Genomic DNA, 14,770 nt, shown 5'->3' on the forward strand with positions numbered 1-14,770 from the left:
GCGGAAACGGGAGCGCGGGGGCTGATTGCACAGTTCCCCGCGTCCCTGAGGGCGTGGGTGCCTCGGGGCGACACGGGCGGGCGCGGGGGTCCCCCCTCTGCTGGGGGGGGGAGCGCCCCCGCCCCGCCGTGGCACAGGGTGCCGGTGGAACGCGGGCCGGGCGGCCTACTCCCCCGCGCGTCCCGGCAGTTCGGCTTCGATGAGGTCCGCCGCGCGCGGCGTGCCGCCCTCCTCGGCGGTCTCCGTCTGGATCTTCTTCAGCCGGCGGGCCACCTCCGGGTCGTCCACCAGGGCGAGCGCGGCCTCGCGGAGACGCTCACCGGTGGCCTCCTCGGTGTCCAGCCGCCGGGCGACCCCGAGGCCCTGGAGCATGTCGGCGTTGCCGAACTGGTCGACGGCCTGCGGGACGGCGATCATCGGCGTGGCGGTGACCAGGCCCTCCTGGCTGCCGCCCGCGCCCGCGTGCGTGACGAACAGGTCGGCCTGCCGGAGGATCGCCAACTGCGGTACCCAGCTGTGCACTTCGACGTTGTCCGGCAGGTCGCCCAGCTCGGCGGGACCCACATGCCGGCCGACCTGGAGGACCAGGTGCCAGCCGGGCAGGCCGCCGAAGGCGCGCACGCACTCGCGGTAGAACGCGGGCTGTTTGGTGAAGGCGGAGCCCAGGGACACCAGCACGACCTTCTCGGCGCCGGCCGGCCGCTGCCAGTCCCCCTGGTCGCTGCGGTCCCCCTGGCAGGCGCCGACGAAGCTGTGGACGCGCTGGTCGACCCGGTCGGCGTGCGGCTGCAGCGCCTTCGGGATGAGGACGATCGAGCGGGCCGGGCGACCGGCGAACAGGTCCGGGTGCCGGGTGATCCCGTTCTCCCGCAGCCACGCCTCGAACCGGGCGTAGTACGCCTGCCCGCGCGGCGTCTTCAACGGCTCGGCCCACATCGGCTCGGCCACCTCCTCCTCGTACCCCTCCCAGGCGACGAGGTTCGGCGAGAGGGAGACCGCCGGGACGCCCCAGCGGTGGGCCAGGACGCGGGCCGGGTAGGAGGCGATGTCGTGCAGGACCAGGTCGGGTTCGTCGCCGGCGTACGCCTCGACGAGCTGCGGGAGCGCCTGGATCGCGTCCGCGAGGAACGGCTCCACGTTGTCCAGCAGTGTCGCCCCCCAGGCCTCCGGGTCTGCGTCGGGTCCGGGCAGGGTCGAGGTGTACGGCACGGGCCGGGCCCCGGTGGCGGCCACCTTCTCGGCGAACACCGGCGGGATGGCGTAGGTGACGCGGTGGCCCCGGGCGACGAGTTCGCGGATCACCTCCAGGCTGGGGTTCACGTGGCCGTGCGCGGCGATGGAGAACATGGCGATGTGGGCGGGAGCGGTCATGACGAACACCCTAGACGAGACGAGACGTCTCGTTCAAAGCTATTTTCCGTCCGGCGCTCCTCAGCGCTCAGCGCTGGTAGCGGGCCAGCACCGCGTTGCCGTCCTCGACGAGGCGTCTGCGCAGCTCGGGGAGGCCGATCGCGCCGCTGTAGTACTCCTGGAAGGCCGGGGTGGCCACCTTGTCCTTCCACTCGGGGTAGCCGCGGACGGACTGGGCGGGCGCCGGGCGGAGTCGGCCGGCCAGGGCCGTGCCGGTCGCCCACCCGTTCTCCGCGGTGTGCAGGGCGGGGTCCTTCAGTGCCTGGGTGCCGGTGGGCAGCATCCAGTCGCCGAGCGCGAGGCGGACCATGTTCTTCGGCCGCAGCAGGAAGTCGATGAACGCGGCGGCCTCCTTCTTGTGCGGGCAGTCGGCGGAGACGGACAGGGTCTGCGGGCTGACCCCCTGGGTGAGCCCGGCGGCGCCCGCGGGAGCGGGCAGCACCTCCCAGCGGAAACCCTTCGGCGCCTGCTGCGCGATCTGCTGGCGGTAGGAGAAGCCCAGCGGGACCATCGCGTACCGGCCGCCGAAGAAACCGGGCAGGGTGTCCGAGCCACCGCTGCCCAGCGTCGAGGCGGGGGCGCTGCGGTCGACGGTGACCTGGTCGTGGACCGTGTGCGGTACGACCGCGTCACCGGGGGTGAAGCGCACGGTCACCCCGCCGTCCGCGTCCCGGTGGAAGAGCCGGCCGCCCGCCGACAGGGAGAGGTTGAGCGTGGCGGAGACGGGTTCCTTCAGCGGCCAGGCCACGCCGTACGTGCCGGGCCCGCTGAGTCTCTTCGCCACCTGCCGGAACTCCGGCCAGGTCCAGGGGTGTTCGGGGGTCGGTATGCGCACCTTCGCCGAGCGCAGCCAGGTGGCGTTGGCGATCAGCACCCGGGGCTCCTGGAGGAACGGCACGCCGTAGACGCCGTGGCCGAAGGTGACCGTGTCCCAACTCGCCTGCGGGATGCCGGACATGAGCCGGGACGGCAGCAGATCGGTCAGGTCGGCGAGGTAGCCGCCGTAGGCGAAGTCGGCCAGGTCGTCGGAGGCGTCGTGGATGATGTCCGGCGCCTCGCCGCCCTCGAAGGAGGTGAGCAGCTGGTCGTGGACGCTGTCCCAACTCCCCTGGACGTACTCGACCTTGACATCGGGGTGTGTCGCGTTCCACTCCCCCACCAGGGCCTTGTCGGCGGCGACGGACTCCTGCTGCCAGGCGAGGGACTGGAAGCGCAGGGTGATCGGGCCGCCGTCGCGGTGGGCCGGTGACGAGCAGCCCGCGAGGAGCAGCAGGGCGCCGAGGAGCGCGGCTGCCAGGCGGGTCGTGCGGGGCACGCGGGTGCTCATCAGCTCTTCACCGCCCCGGCGAGCAGGCCGTCCGTGATCCGCCGCTGGACCAGGGCGAAGACGGCCAGGGAGGGAAGCGTGGCGAGGAACGCGGCGGCGGCCAGCGGGCCCAGGTCGGCCACGCCCTCCGCCCCGATGAAATGGGTGAGGACGACCGGCAGGGTCTGCTTCCCGGGGCTCTTGAGCAGCACCAGCGCGAAGAAGAACTCGTTCCACGCGGTGACGAACGCGAACAGCCCCGTCGCCGCGATACCGGGAGCGAGCAGCGGCGCCGTCACCGACACGAGGGTGCGCAGCCGCCCGGCGCCGTCGACGGCCGCCGCCTCCTCCAGTTCGGCGGGCACCGCCCGGACATGACCGGCGAGCATCCACAGCGCGAACGGCAGCGCCCACACGACGTACACCACCACCAGCCCGGTCAGGGAGTCGACGAGGCGCAGATCCTTCAGCACCAGGAACAACGGGATGATCACCAGTACGAAGGGGAACGCCTGACTGACCACCACCCACCCCACGGCGGCCCGGGCGAGCCGGGTGCGGTGCCGGGCCATGACGTACGCCATCGGCGTCGCGAGCAGGACGGCGGCGACGGCGGTCGCGAGGGCCACCAGCAGGGAGTTGAGGGCGGCGTGCGCGAGCGGCTGCTCCCGGAAGGCCTGCCGGAAGTCCGCCAGGACCGGATGGCGCGGGAGCCACGTCGGGTGCGGACTGCCCAGCTCACGCGGGGACTTCAGGGCCGTGGACAGCAGCCACAGGAGCGGGACGGCCAGGAAGAGCAGATAGCAGAGCAGGGCGGCGTACTGTCCGGCGCGTGCCGCGCGGCGGCGGGTCCTCATGCGTCCGCACCTCCGCGCAGCCGGCCGGCCAGGAACACCGCGAGCAGGACCGACACGACGGCGACGAGCACACAGCCCATGGCCGCCGCGTAGCCGAACTGGCCGTACCGGAAGGCCTCTTCGTAGGCGAACAGCGACGGCAGCCGGGTCTTGCCGCCGGGGCCGCCGCTGGTGAGGACGTAGACCAGGGCGAAGGAGTTGAGGTTCCAGATGAGGTTGAGCGCGGTGACGGCGAGGGCCACCGGTCTGAGCACGGGCCAGGTGACCACGCGGAAGCGGCGCCAGGCTCCGGCGCCGTCGACCGCGGCGGCCTCGTGGAGTTCGCGCGGGACGTTCTGCACCCCGGCGAGCAGGGCGACCGTGGTCTGCGGCAGGCCGGCCCAGACTCCGACGACGAGCACCGCGGGCAGGGCGGTGGCCAGGCCGCCGAGCCAGTCGTGACCGTCGCCGAGGCCGAGGTCGCGCAGGGTCTCGTTGAGGATGCCGGCGTCCGGGTTGTAGACGAGCCGCCACATGATGCCGACGACGACCTCGGGCATCGCCCACGGCACGATGGCGAGCGTGCGGGCCAGCCAGCGCAGCCGTAAGTCCTCCTTGAGGAGCAGGGCGAGGCCGAGCGCCAGCAGGAACTGGGGCACGGTGACGCCGGCCGCCCAGACCAGGCCGATGCGGAACGACTCCCAGAAGAGCGTGTCGTGCAGCAGGTCCTGGAAGTTGAGGGCGCCGATCCACCGGGTGGCCCGGGTGCGGCCGGACTGGGCGTCGGTGAACGCCAGCAGGACGCCGTAGAGCAGCGGCCCCGCGCTGAACAGGAGGATCGGGATCAGGGCGGGCAGGACGAGGAACCAGGTGCCCTGCCCGGCTGCACGGCGACCGCCCGGCCGTCGCGCGTCGGCCACCGGTGTCACGGAATCAGCCCCTTCGCCTGCTGCGATTGGCGTGTTCATGGTCGTGAAGGCCCGATACCTCGTCAAGGGACCGCGCACACGGTTCGACCTTGACGAATGGGAGACTGGCCGGGGACGGCACACGCATCCCGGCTGGACGGCACGAAGGCGGCACGATGGACGAGGCACGGGCACGGGACGTACTGGCCACGGCGGGAGTGCTGCCCGGCCCGGCCCGGGACGCGGCTCTCCTCGCCCTCGGTGAGAACGCGGTGTTCGCCGCCGGTGACCTGGTGGTGAAGGTGGGCCGCGACGCCGAGCTGCTGGAGCGGGCCCGGCGTGAACTGGACATCGCCCGCTGGCTGGCCGAGGCGGGCGTGCCGGCGGTACGGGCGGCCGAGCCGGAACCGCGGCTGGCGGAGGGCCATCCGGTGACCGTGTGGCACCGGCTGCCCGAGCCCGTACGTCCCGCCGAACCGGCGGATCTGGCACGGCTGCTGCGGATCGTGCACGCACTGCCCTCTCCTCCTTTCGCGTTGCCGCCGCGTGAGTTGCTGGGCGGTGTGGAGCGGTGGCTGCGCCTTGCGGGCGACGCGATCGACGCCGAGGACGCGGCGTACCTGCGGGCGCGCCGGGACGGTTTCGCGGCGGCCGCGGCGGCGCTGACGCCCCGTCTGCCGCCGGGCCCGATCCACGGCGACGCGCTGCCCCGCAATGTGCACGTCGGGCCGGACGGGCCGGTCCTGGTGGACCTGGAGACCTTCTCCGCGGATCTGCGCGAGCACGACCTGGTGGTGATGGCGCTCTCCCGCGACCGGTACGGGCTGCCCGTCGACGCGTACGCGGCGTTCGTCGAGGTCTACGGGTGGGATGTGCGGGAGTGGGAGGGCTGTGCGGTGCTGCGCGGCGCCCGGGAGACCGCCAGCTGTGCGTGGGTGGCCCAGCACGCGCCGAGCAACCCGAAGGCCCTGGCCGAGTTCCGGCGACGGGTGGGGTCGTTGCGCGACGGGGACGAGACGGTGCGGTGGTATCCGTTCTGAACGCACCCCGGCGCTTTCAGGCGCGCCGCAGGCCCCAGGGGTGCGGGGGACCGCGCGACCGGCCACGCCCGGCCCGCACGGGAAACCGCTACGCGGGCTGGCTCTCGGTCAGCTCCCGCAGGGGCCACGTGCCGTCGACCACCGCGTCCGGCTCGCCCTTGCGGCGCAGAAACGCCTGGAAGTCCGCCGCCCACTCCGCGTACCACTGGATCTGCCGCTGGTGGAGTTCGGCCGCGCCGAGTGCGGCGATCTTCGGGTGGCGGTCGGCTATCGCGGACGCGAGCCGCGCCGCGGCGAGGGCGTCGGCCGGGGCCGTGTGGGCCGCGTCGAGGGATATGCCGTACTCGGCACACACCGCTTCCAGGTTCCGCTTGCCGCGGCGGTAGCGGTCGACCCAGCGGTCGATGGTGTAGGGGTCGACGACCGGGGCGGGGGCGGGGCCGCCCAGGCGGTCGGAGAGGGACGGCAGGGCGTGGCGGCGCAGTTCCGCGGAGAGCAGGGTGAGATCGAACGCGGCGTTGTAGGCGACGACCGGGACGCCCGTCTTCCAGTACCCCACCAGGACGTCGGCGATGGAGTCGGCCACCCGGTCGGCCGGCTGGCCCTCGGCAGCCGCCCGCTCGTTGCTGATGCCGTGCACCGCCACCGCGTCGGCAGGGATCTCCACGCCCGGATCGGCCAGCCATTCCCTGCGCCCCATGGGCTCACCGGCCCTGACCTCGATCACCGCGCCGGTGACGATGCGCGCCTCGCGCGGATCGGTCCCGGTCGTCTCCAGGTCGAAGCCGATCAGCAGCTCCCGGTGCCAGCCCATGGGCGGTCCCCCTTCTTGGTGGTGCTTTCCCCCAGTGGCTTCCACCATCGCACGCGGCACTGACAATCCGAGGACCGCGTTCCGCTTGCCGTCACGGTCAGTTCAGGACACCGGGCGCGAATCCGCCCAGGACAGCTCGAACTCCTCGCGATATGTCGGGAAAAGACCGGCCTCACCAACCTCGTCCGACTTGACCAGTTTGCTGCCGTTGCGCAGCACCAGCACCGGCGACTCCATCCCGCGCGCTCCGCGCAGATAGGACTGCACCACGGCGATGCCGTCGGCGCCGTCACCGTCCACCAGGTAGGCGGTGAAGCGCGGCGTCTCGTCGTAGACCTGGATCTCGAAGGCGCCCGGGTCGCGCAGCCGGGAGCGGACCCGCCGCATGTGCAGGATGTTCATCTCGACGGACCGGCTCAGTTCGCCCCGTTTCATCCCGAGTTCGCGCTCGCGGCGTTTGACCGAGCTGGAGGCCGGGTTGAGGAAGAGCAGCCGTACCCGGCAGCCGGACTCGGCGAGCCGGAGCAGCCGGCGGCCCGAGAAGTTCTGCACCAGCAGGTTGAGGCCGATGCCGATCGCGTCGAGGCGGCGTGCGCCGCCGAAGAGATCCTCGGCCGGGAACTGGCGCATCAGCCGCACCCGGTCCGCGTGGACGGCCACGACGTCCGCGTACCGGTCGCCGACCAGGTCCTCGACCGCGTCCACCGGCAGCCGGCGGGCGGAGGGCACGTCACCGCCGGCGCCGAGCATCTCCAGCAGCCGGGCCGAGGCGCGCTCGGCCTGGTTCAGGACCGCCTCGGACAGCGCCCGGTTGCGGGAGACGACGTTGCGGGTGACCTCCAGCTCGTCGAGGGCGAGTTCGAGGTCGCGGCGCTCGTCGAAGTAGGGCTCGAAGCACGGCCAGTGCTGCACCATCAGCTCGCGCAGCTGCGGCAGGGTGAGGAAGCTGAGCACGTTGTCGTCGGCGGGGTCGAGGAGGTAGCCCTTGCGGCGGCTGACCTCCCGCACGGCGACCGCGCGCTGGACCCACTCCTGACCGGCCGGGCCGGCCGCGGCGACCACCCAGTCGTCCCCGTGGACGGGTTCGTAGATGGGCCGCAGCACGGCGGCCACGACCGCGCGCAGGCGTTGTTCGACGAGGTTCAGCCAGATGTAGGCCCGGCCGGCCCGCTGGGCGCGGGTGCGCACCTCGCGCCAGGCGTCGGCGCCCCAGTCCAGCTCCGGCCCGATGGATCCCGCGTCCATCGGGCGGGCCAGGGACACCGCGCCGGGCGGGACGTCTGTGGAGTGACCCTCGTGACCCTCGTCACCAGGGGGCAGCTCCAGCCCTCCCGAGCCCACCCGTGCACCGCCTTCCGATCCCCGGGCCTTTCCCGTCTCAACGATCAAGGAAGGGTACTCCGCGCGGGGTCGGCGGTGCAGCCGGATGGACAGGTCGGTCTCTCAACTGTTCTCGTCAACTACGCTAGCCCCAATGGCCGTTCTGTCCTGCCAGGTCACGCGGAGTGAGCGGATTCATAGCCGTGACGTCCCGCGGGGCGATGGTGAAGCCCTGCCAGTGCACCGGCATGGGCTGCTGGTCCTCGTCGCGCGCGATGTGGTGGAAGCCGACGTTCATCCAGATCACCGGGTGCGTCAGGGTCTGTCCGCCGACCCACTTGTCGACCGCCGCGGGGTGCCCGTGGCCGCAGATCGCCGGGTTGTCGCTGGCGAACAGTTCGCACGGGTTGTACTCGGTGACGTACAGGTCGTGCCGGGTGAAGCTGCGGCCTAGGTACTTGGTGGTGGGTCCGGGGACGATCTCGTACGAACGGGCATGCCCGTCCTTGTTCTTCCCGGTCGCGCTGACCACCCGCCACCAGCGGTAGTCCTGCAGGTCTCCGGCGAGTTCCTTGGTGACCTTCGTACGGGTGGTCTTCGTGGTCGGGCCGTACTGCCCGCCGGTGCGGGGGCTGACGGCCGAGTCGTACTGTTCGACCCTCGTCTTCGACGAGCCGTCGAGGCCGAAGTCCAGCCGCCAGAAGACGTTGTGGCTGTGGCTGGTGGCATAGGCCTTGGCCCCCTTGCCGACGGGCCAGCCGCGGCCGTCGCCGGCGTCGTAGTCCTCCCAGGACAGACTGCCGGTCGCACCGACGTTCATGGAGATCCTGCCGTCGTCCTGGAAGCGCCACTCGGTGATGTACTCGTACCAGCCGACCTGGTTGACGGTGTAGACCAGGAAGTCCTTGCCCTGGGCCTGGTAGACCTTGTCCGTGCCGGTGTCGTGCAGGCGGTAGGCGTGACCGCGGGAACGGGTGGTCGTGCACAGGCCGTTGACGTCCGGGTGGGACGGGTCGATCGCGTCGGGGACCTTGACGGTCCTGATGGTGCCGCCGGGACACTCGGCGGGCGACAGGTTCATGAGCGCCTGGGCGAAGTCCTCGTCCGTCAGGTCGCTGTACTCGTGCCCGCCGTCGTCGTAGGGGACGTGGATCTGGCCGAGTCTGGCGCTGTTCAGGACCCTGATCGGCTTCGGCTCGTCCTTGGGCTGGTAGCTGATCTTCTCCAGGACGAGGCCGGCCTTGCTGTCGTAGTGCCAGCACATGCGCCAGGTCGTGCCGGTGGAGAGCTTCTGTTCGAGGCGGTAGGCGGCGCTGCAGTCGGCGGCGGGCGCGGCGGCGGACGTTCTCGGCCGGGCGGCGGCCGGTCCGGCGGCGGTCGTGGCGCCGGCGGTCAGCGCGGCCACGGCCAGTCCGACGGCCGCGGCCCTGCGCGCCCGGCGGAATCGGTACTCGGGCATGACGAGGTGACTCCTTTGCAGGAGGTGCGGTGGCTCCCTTGCAGGAGATGCAGGGAGAGGAGCGGGAAGGGCCGGTCAGCCGTGGTCGAGGGCGGTGACCTTGTGCGCGCTCAGGTCGATCACCATGGACCTGGTGTCGATCCAGGGTCCGTTCCTGACCTTGGCGAACAGCCGGACGCACCGGTGCTGGCCGCACTGGTCGAGGGCCGCGGGCTGGGCGCCCGGAACCGCCCGGTAGATGCCGCCGCTGAGCAGCAGCTGGTCCGGGGAGGTGAGTTCCCGGCCGGTGGCGTCCTTGTAGTCGGCTTTCAGGCCCGCGCCGAGCGGGGCGGCGATCAGGAGCCTGGCCGCCTCCGCGTTCTCGGCCCGGCTCGGCGGCGGCTGGACGCCGCGCTGGGTGCCGGTCCGCTCCACCTTCCCGGTGTCCAGGTCGACGGTCCTGGTGACGAGGGTGTCGTTCCGGTAGTCGTAGAAGGTGATGTCGGCCCGGCGCGGCGCGCGGGGGTCGTCCGCCTCGCCGGCCTCGGGTTCGGCGAGGTCGGCGCTCAGGCGCTGCGGCCCGCGGCCCCCCGCGGCGTTCTCGGCCGTGTGCAGCAGCTGCCCGGTCAGGGCGATCCGCTCGGCCCGCCGGATCTCGCCGTCGGTCAGGGGGTCGCGGCCGGTGCCCCTGCCGCCCTCGGCCGGCGCCTGTTCCACGACGGCGGGCCGGACCCCGTCCGGGCCCTGACCGGCCTGCGTACCGCCGCGCGCTCCTCCCGAGGCGTCCGCCCCCGCCGTGCCCGGCAGGGTGATCGCGACCGCCGCGGCGGTCCCCACCGTCGCGAGGGCCACTCCTGCCACTAACTTTCCCAGATGGCGGTGCACTGTCTCACGCACATGGTCCCCCTGCTCCCCGTGGTCCCACGGGGGGTACGTGTTGCCCCACTGGTTCGGCACACGGCGGGTACGAGCGCCGTCGCGTGCGCTGGTCGATGGGTAAGAGGGACGCAAGACACGGGAGGTTCCGTCACTTTCGGAAGACTCGGGGGCCAACGCGGCCCCAGGGCGGCGGCACACCTGGGAGAGTCGTATCCATGCAGGTCTGGCCTGGACAGGCGTATCCGCTCGGCGCCACCTATGACGGCGCCGGAACCAACTTCGCGGTCTTCACGGAGGCCGCGGACCGAGTAGAGCTGTGTCTGCTGCACGACGACGGCTCGGAGACGGCGGTGGAACTGCGCGAGAGCGACGCGTTCGTGCGGCACGCGTACGTGCCGGGCGTGATGCCGGGACAGCGGTACGGGTTCCGGGTGCACGGCCCGTACGACCCCGGGCGCGGGCTGCGCTGCAACTCCGCGAAACTGCTGCTCGACCCGTACGCGAAGGCGGTCAGCGGCACCATCCGCTGGGGCGAGGAGGTGTACGGCTACCACTTCGGCTCCCCGGACAGCCGCAACGACCTGGACTCGGCGCCGCACACCATGGCCTCGGTGGTGATCAACCCGTACTTCGACTGGGGCAACGACCGGCCGCCGCGCACCGAGTACCACCACACGGTGATCTACGAGGCCCATGTGAAGGGCCTGACCATGCGTCACCCGGGGCTCCCGGAGGAACTGCGGGGCACGTACGCGGCGCTCGCGCACCCGGCGGTCATCGACCACCTGACCAGGCTCGGGGTGACGGCACTCGAACTGATGCCCGTCCACCAGAGCGTGAACGACCACCGGCTGGCCGACCTGGGCCTGAACAACTACTGGGGCTACAACACCATCGGCTTCTTCGCCCCGCACAACGCGTACGCCTCCTGGGGCGACCGCGGCCAGCAGGTCCTGGAGTTCAAGTCGGCGGTCCGGGCGCTGCACGAGGCCGGGATCGAGGTCATCCTGGACGTCGTCTACAACCACACCGCCGAGGGAAACCACCTGGGTCCGACGCTGTCCTTCAAGGGCCTCGACAACCCGTCGTACTACCGGCTCGCGGACGATCCGCGCTACTACACGGACACCACGGGCACCGGGAACTCCCTGCTCATGCGCTCCCCGCACGTGCTCCAGCTGATCATGGACTCGCTGCGGTACTGGGTCACCGAGATGCACGTCGACGGCTTCCGCTTCGACCTCGCGGCGACCCTCGCCCGGCAGTTCCACGAGGTGGACCGGCTGTCGTCGTTCTTCGACCTGGTGCAGCAGGACCCGGTGGTCTCCCAGGTGAAGCTGATCGCCGAGCCGTGGGACGTGGGCGAGGGCGGCTACCAGGTGGGCAACTTCCCGCCGCTGTGGACCGAGTGGAACGGCAAGTACCGGGACACGGTGCGGGACCTGTGGCGGGGAGAGCCGCGGGCGCTCGCGGAGTTCGCCTCCCGGCTGACCGGCTCCTCGGACCTCTACCAGTCCGACGGCCGCCGCCCGCTGGCCTCGATCAACTTCGTCACCTGCCACGACGGCTTCACGCTGCACGACCTCGTCGCGTACAACCACAAGCACAACGCGGCCAACGGCGAGGACAACCGGGACGGCGAGAGCCACAACCGGTCCTGGAACTGCGGGGTGGAGGGCGAGACGGACGACCCGGAGGTGCTGCGGCTGCGCGCCCGGCAGATGCGGAACTTCCTCGCGACGCTGATGCTGTCCCAGGGCGTGCCGATGATCAGCCACGGCGACGAGTTCGCCCGCACCCAGCGCGGCAACAACAACGCCTACTGCCAGGACAACGAGACCTCCTGGCTGCAGTGGCCGGAGTCCTCGGAGAGCGACCTGCTGGAGTTCGTCCGTGCGATGGTGTGGCTGCGCCGGGACCACCCGGTCCTGCGCCGGCGCCGCTTCTTCCACGGCCGTCCGGTGGAGGGCACCCACGACGAGCTGTCCGACATCGCCTGGTTCACCCCGGAGGGTACGGAGATGACCCAGCGGGACTGGGACTCGGCGCGGGTGTCCGCGCTGACGGTGTTCCTGAACGGCAACGCGATCTCCGAGCCCGGCACGCGCGGGGAGCGCATCACCGACGACTCGTTCCTGCTGATGTTCAACGCCTCCCCGGCGCCGCTGGACTTCCTGGTGCCGGTCGACCACGGCCGCCAGTGGCAGGTGATCGTCGACACCGCGCAGCCGGACGGAGTGCCGCCGGGGTCCGGTACGAAGGTCGGGGCGGGCGACCGGATCACCCTGCCCGACCGCAGCCTGACGGTGCTGCAGCGGCCGGCGTAGCGGGTCGCACGGGCCCGGGCGGCAGCCCCCTGGCGGGGCTGCCGCCCGGTACCCGCGCGTGAGTCCGTGCGGGGGCCGGTGACACGAAAGCCGGCGGGCTGGGTACGTAGGTTCTCATGACTTCTGCGCGACCCGGACCGGAGGTGCCCACGGCCACCTACCGGCTGCAGCTCCAGCCCGCGTTCCCGTTCTCCGCCGCCGCCGCGGCCGTGCCGTACCTGGCGTCGCTCGGCGTCTCGCACCTGCACCTGTCCCCCGTCCTGGAGGCCGTGCCCGGATCCCCGCACGGCTACGACGTGGTGGACCACGCGCGCGTGCGCGAGGAACTGGGCGGCGAGGAGGGCCTGCGGTCGCTGGCGCGGACCGCGCGGGAGCACGGGCTCGGTCTGGTGACCGACATCGTGCCGAACCACATGGCCATGGCGCCCCGCCACAACCACGCCCTGTGGGAGGTGCTGCGCGAGGGCCCCGGCTCGCCGTACGCGCGCTGGTTCGACATCGACTGGGAGGCACAGGGCGGCCGGGTTCTGCTGCCCGTGCTCGGCGGTCCGGTCGGCTCCCAGCTGGAGCACCTCGTCGTCGACGGCGACGTGCTGCGCTACCACGAGCACGCCTTCCCGCTGCGCGCGGGCACCGGGGAGCTGCCGCTGCCGGAGCTGCTGGACGCCCAGTGGTACCGCCCGGTGTGGTGGCGGCTGGCCCGCACCGAGCTGAACTACCGGCGGTTCTTCAGCATCTCGGAGCTGATCGGGCTGCGCGTGGAGGATCCGGAGGTGTTCGACGCCACCCACGCCAAGATCCTCCAGCTGCTGCGCGAGGGCGTGATCGACGGGCTGCGCGTCGACCACCCCGACGGCCTCGCCGACCCCGACGGCTACTTCGCACGGCTGCACGAGGCGACCGGCGGGCGCTGGACGGTGGTGGAGAAGATCCTCGCCGACGGCGAGCGGCTGCCGGCGTCCTGGCCCGTCGCGGGCACCACCGGGTACGACGCCCTGCGCCAGGTCGACGGCCTGTTCACGGACCAGGCGGGGGCCTACGAACTGCTGGGCCGCTACCGGGCCTTCGCGGCCCCGCAGACGGACCGGGGCGGCAACTGGGAGGCGACGGTCCGGCGGGCGGCCTACAAGGTGCTCACGCACGAGCTGGCCGCCGAGGCCGACCGGCTCACCCGGGTCGCCACCCGGCTGTGCGCCTCCTCGCCCGACCTCGCGCTGCGCGACCGGGCTTCCTGGGCGCTGCGCACGGCCGTGGAGGAGCTGCTGGTCCGGATGCGGGTGTACCGGCCGTACACCTCCGGGGACGCGGCCGTCGTCGTCACCGAGGAGGCCGCCGAGGAGGCGCGGCTCGCCTTCGTGGTGCCCGAGGAGGCGGAGGCCGTCGCAATCGTGCGCCGGCTGCTCGTCGAGCCGCCCGGTGACCCGGAGGCACCGGACCACGCCGACCGGGTGGAGTTCCGTACCCGGTTCGCGCAGACCGCGTCGGCGCTGCGGGCCAAGTCGGTGGAGGACACCGCGTTCTACCGCTATGTGCCGCTGCTGTCGGCGACCGAGGTGGGCGGCGATCCGGGCCGGCCGGGGGTGTCCCCGGAGGACTTCCACGCGTACTGCGCGCGCGTGCAGCACGACTGGCCGGTCACCGGCACGGTGGTCTCCACGCACGACACCAAGCGCAGTGCCGACGTACGCGCCGCGCTGGCCGTGCTCACCGAGTGCCCCGGCCGGTGGGCGGAGCTGCTGGCCGAGGTGAACCAGCCCGGGGAGGGCGTGGGCGTACCGGACGGGCAGCTCGCCTGGGCGGCCTGGCAGACGGTGTTCGGGCTGGGGGCCGCCGAGGAGGAGCGGGTGCGGCGGGCGCTGCTGAAGCATGTGCGCGAGGCGGGCATGTACACCAGCTGGACGGAGCAGGAGCCGCCGTACGAGGAGGCGGTGGCCGCGTTCGTCGCCGCCGGTCCGTGCGGGGCGCCGGGGGACCGGGTGGCCGCGTTCCGCAAGGCGCTGGACCCGCATGTCCGGGCCAATGTGCTCGGCACCGCCCTGGTCCATCTGACGATGCCGGGGGTGCCGGACGTGTACCAGGGCACGGAGGGCGAGTACCGGGCGCTGGTGGACCCGGACAACCGGCGTCCGGTGCCGTTCCCGCCCGAGACGCCCGGCGAGAAGGACGCGCTGACGGCGGCGGCCCTGCGGCTGCGCGCCCGGCGTCCCGGCGCCTTCGGCCGGGCCGCGTCGTACGAACCGCTGACCGCCGAGGGCCCGGCGGCCGGGCACTGTGTGGCGTTCGCGCGCTCCGGTGAGGCGGTCACCGCGGTCACCCGGCTGTCGCTGCGGCTCGCGGAGGCGGGCGGCTGGCGGGACACCCGGCTGACGCTGCCTCCCGGTCGGTGGGCGGACGTGCTGACCGAGGGGCGGGAGTTCACGGGGCACGCGCGCGTGGCGGACCTCTTCGACCGGCTGCCGGTGGTGCTGCTGGAGCGGGTCGCGCGGGGGTGA

General features: G+C 72.5%; 11 protein-coding genes. 3 read left to right on the forward strand and 8 right to left on the reverse strand.

Features of this window, described 5'->3' with window-relative positions; genetic code table 11:
- Positions 1 to 165 precede the first annotated feature (165 nt).
- From mgt to ACWC94_RS26680, 4 genes are all read right to left on the reverse strand, one after another.
- Positions 166 to 1,371: a macrolide-inactivating glycosyltransferase gene (gene mgt, locus ACWC94_RS26665; RefSeq protein WP_450799581.1), complete on the reverse strand. Its 1,206-nt coding sequence runs from the start codon at positions 1,369 to 1,371 to the stop codon at positions 166 to 168.
- A 67-nt stretch (positions 1,372 to 1,438) separates the two neighbouring features.
- Entirely contained in the window at positions 1,439 to 2,737 is a 1,299-nt protein-coding gene (locus ACWC94_RS26670) for an ABC transporter substrate-binding protein (RefSeq protein ID WP_450799583.1), read from the reverse strand.
- The gene (locus ACWC94_RS26675) at positions 2,737 to 3,573 is read right to left on the reverse strand and encodes a carbohydrate ABC transporter permease (RefSeq protein ID WP_450799584.1); all 837 of its coding nucleotides are present in this window, start codon (positions 3,571 to 3,573) and stop codon (positions 2,737 to 2,739) included. Before ACWC94_RS26675 ends, ACWC94_RS26670 begins: the two co-directional genes overlap by 1 nt.
- A complete protein-coding gene (locus ACWC94_RS26680; RefSeq protein WP_450799585.1) occupies positions 3,570 to 4,520 on the reverse strand; it encodes a carbohydrate ABC transporter permease in 951 nt (316 codons plus the stop codon). The genes ACWC94_RS26675 and ACWC94_RS26680 overlap by 4 nt, the downstream gene beginning before the upstream one ends.
- Positions 4,521 to 4,636: 116 nt before the next feature.
- On the opposite strand from ACWC94_RS26680, the gene ACWC94_RS26685 reads away from it, so the two are divergent.
- On the forward strand, positions 4,637 to 5,500 hold the full coding sequence (locus ACWC94_RS26685) for a phosphotransferase enzyme family protein (RefSeq protein WP_450799680.1): 864 nt from the start codon (positions 4,637 to 4,639) through the stop codon (positions 5,498 to 5,500).
- Between the two features lie 88 nt (positions 5,501 to 5,588).
- On the opposite strand, the gene ACWC94_RS26690 is transcribed toward ACWC94_RS26685, so the two are convergent.
- The 4 genes from ACWC94_RS26690 to ACWC94_RS26705 form a co-directional block, all read right to left on the reverse strand.
- Positions 5,589 to 6,314, reverse strand: a complete 726-nt coding sequence (locus ACWC94_RS26690) for an exonuclease domain-containing protein (protein ID WP_450799586.1) — start codon at positions 6,312 to 6,314, stop codon at positions 5,589 to 5,591.
- A 102-nt stretch (positions 6,315 to 6,416) separates the two neighbouring features.
- Positions 6,417 to 7,655 (reverse strand): SAV2148 family HEPN domain-containing protein, encoded by a 1,239-nt coding sequence (locus ACWC94_RS26695; RefSeq protein ID WP_450799587.1) that lies wholly within the window; start codon positions 7,653 to 7,655, stop codon positions 6,417 to 6,419.
- Positions 7,656 to 7,779: 124 nt separating this feature from the next.
- Positions 7,780 to 9,093, reverse strand: coding sequence for a copper amine oxidase (locus tag ACWC94_RS26700; RefSeq protein WP_450799588.1), 1,314 nt, complete (start codon positions 9,091 to 9,093; stop codon positions 7,780 to 7,782).
- Between the two features lie 75 nt (positions 9,094 to 9,168).
- Positions 9,169 to 9,969, reverse strand: coding sequence for a Tat pathway signal sequence domain protein (locus ACWC94_RS26705; RefSeq protein WP_450799589.1), 801 nt, complete (start codon positions 9,967 to 9,969; stop codon positions 9,169 to 9,171).
- 197 nt (positions 9,970 to 10,166) lie between these two features.
- On the opposite strand from ACWC94_RS26705, the gene glgX reads away from it, so the two are divergent.
- Together glgX and treY are read left to right on the forward strand one after the other, a co-directional pair.
- Positions 10,167 to 12,278, forward strand: coding sequence for a glycogen debranching protein GlgX (gene glgX / locus ACWC94_RS26710; protein ID WP_450799590.1), 2,112 nt, complete (start codon positions 10,167 to 10,169; stop codon positions 12,276 to 12,278).
- A 116-nt stretch (positions 12,279 to 12,394) separates the two neighbouring features.
- Complete coding sequence (treY, locus tag ACWC94_RS26715) at positions 12,395 to 14,770, forward strand: malto-oligosyltrehalose synthase (RefSeq protein WP_450799591.1); 2,376 nt, start codon at positions 12,395 to 12,397, stop codon at positions 14,768 to 14,770.

It is taken from the genome of Streptomyces sp. NPDC001135 (assembly GCF_053598395.1).

Coding starts and splice junctions, on each gene's coding strand:
- ACWC94_RS26675 (WP_450799584.1), bottom strand. CDS start 3,573: ATGAGGACCCGCCGCCGCGCGGCACGCGCCGGACAGTACGCCGCCCTG.
- ACWC94_RS26670 (WP_450799583.1), bottom strand. CDS start 2,737: ATGAGCACCCGCGTGCCCCGCACGACCCGCCTGGCAGCCGCGCTCCTC.
- treY (WP_450799591.1), top strand. CDS start 12,395: ATGACTTCTGCGCGACCCGGACCGGAGGTGCCCACGGCCACCTACCGG.
- ACWC94_RS26690 (WP_450799586.1), bottom strand. CDS start 6,314: ATGGGCTGGCACCGGGAGCTGCTGATCGGCTTCGACCTGGAGACGACC.
- ACWC94_RS26700 (WP_450799588.1), bottom strand. CDS start 9,093: ATGCCCGAGTACCGATTCCGCCGGGCGCGCAGGGCCGCGGCCGTCGGA.
- ACWC94_RS26685 (WP_450799680.1), top strand. CDS start 4,637: ATGGACGAGGCACGGGCACGGGACGTACTGGCCACGGCGGGAGTGCTG.
- glgX (WP_450799590.1), top strand. CDS start 10,167: ATGCAGGTCTGGCCTGGACAGGCGTATCCGCTCGGCGCCACCTATGAC.
- mgt (WP_450799581.1), bottom strand. CDS start 1,371: ATGACCGCTCCCGCCCACATCGCCATGTTCTCCATCGCCGCGCACGGC.
- ACWC94_RS26680 (WP_450799585.1), bottom strand. CDS start 4,520: ATGAACACGCCAATCGCAGCAGGCGAAGGGGCTGATTCCGTGACACCG.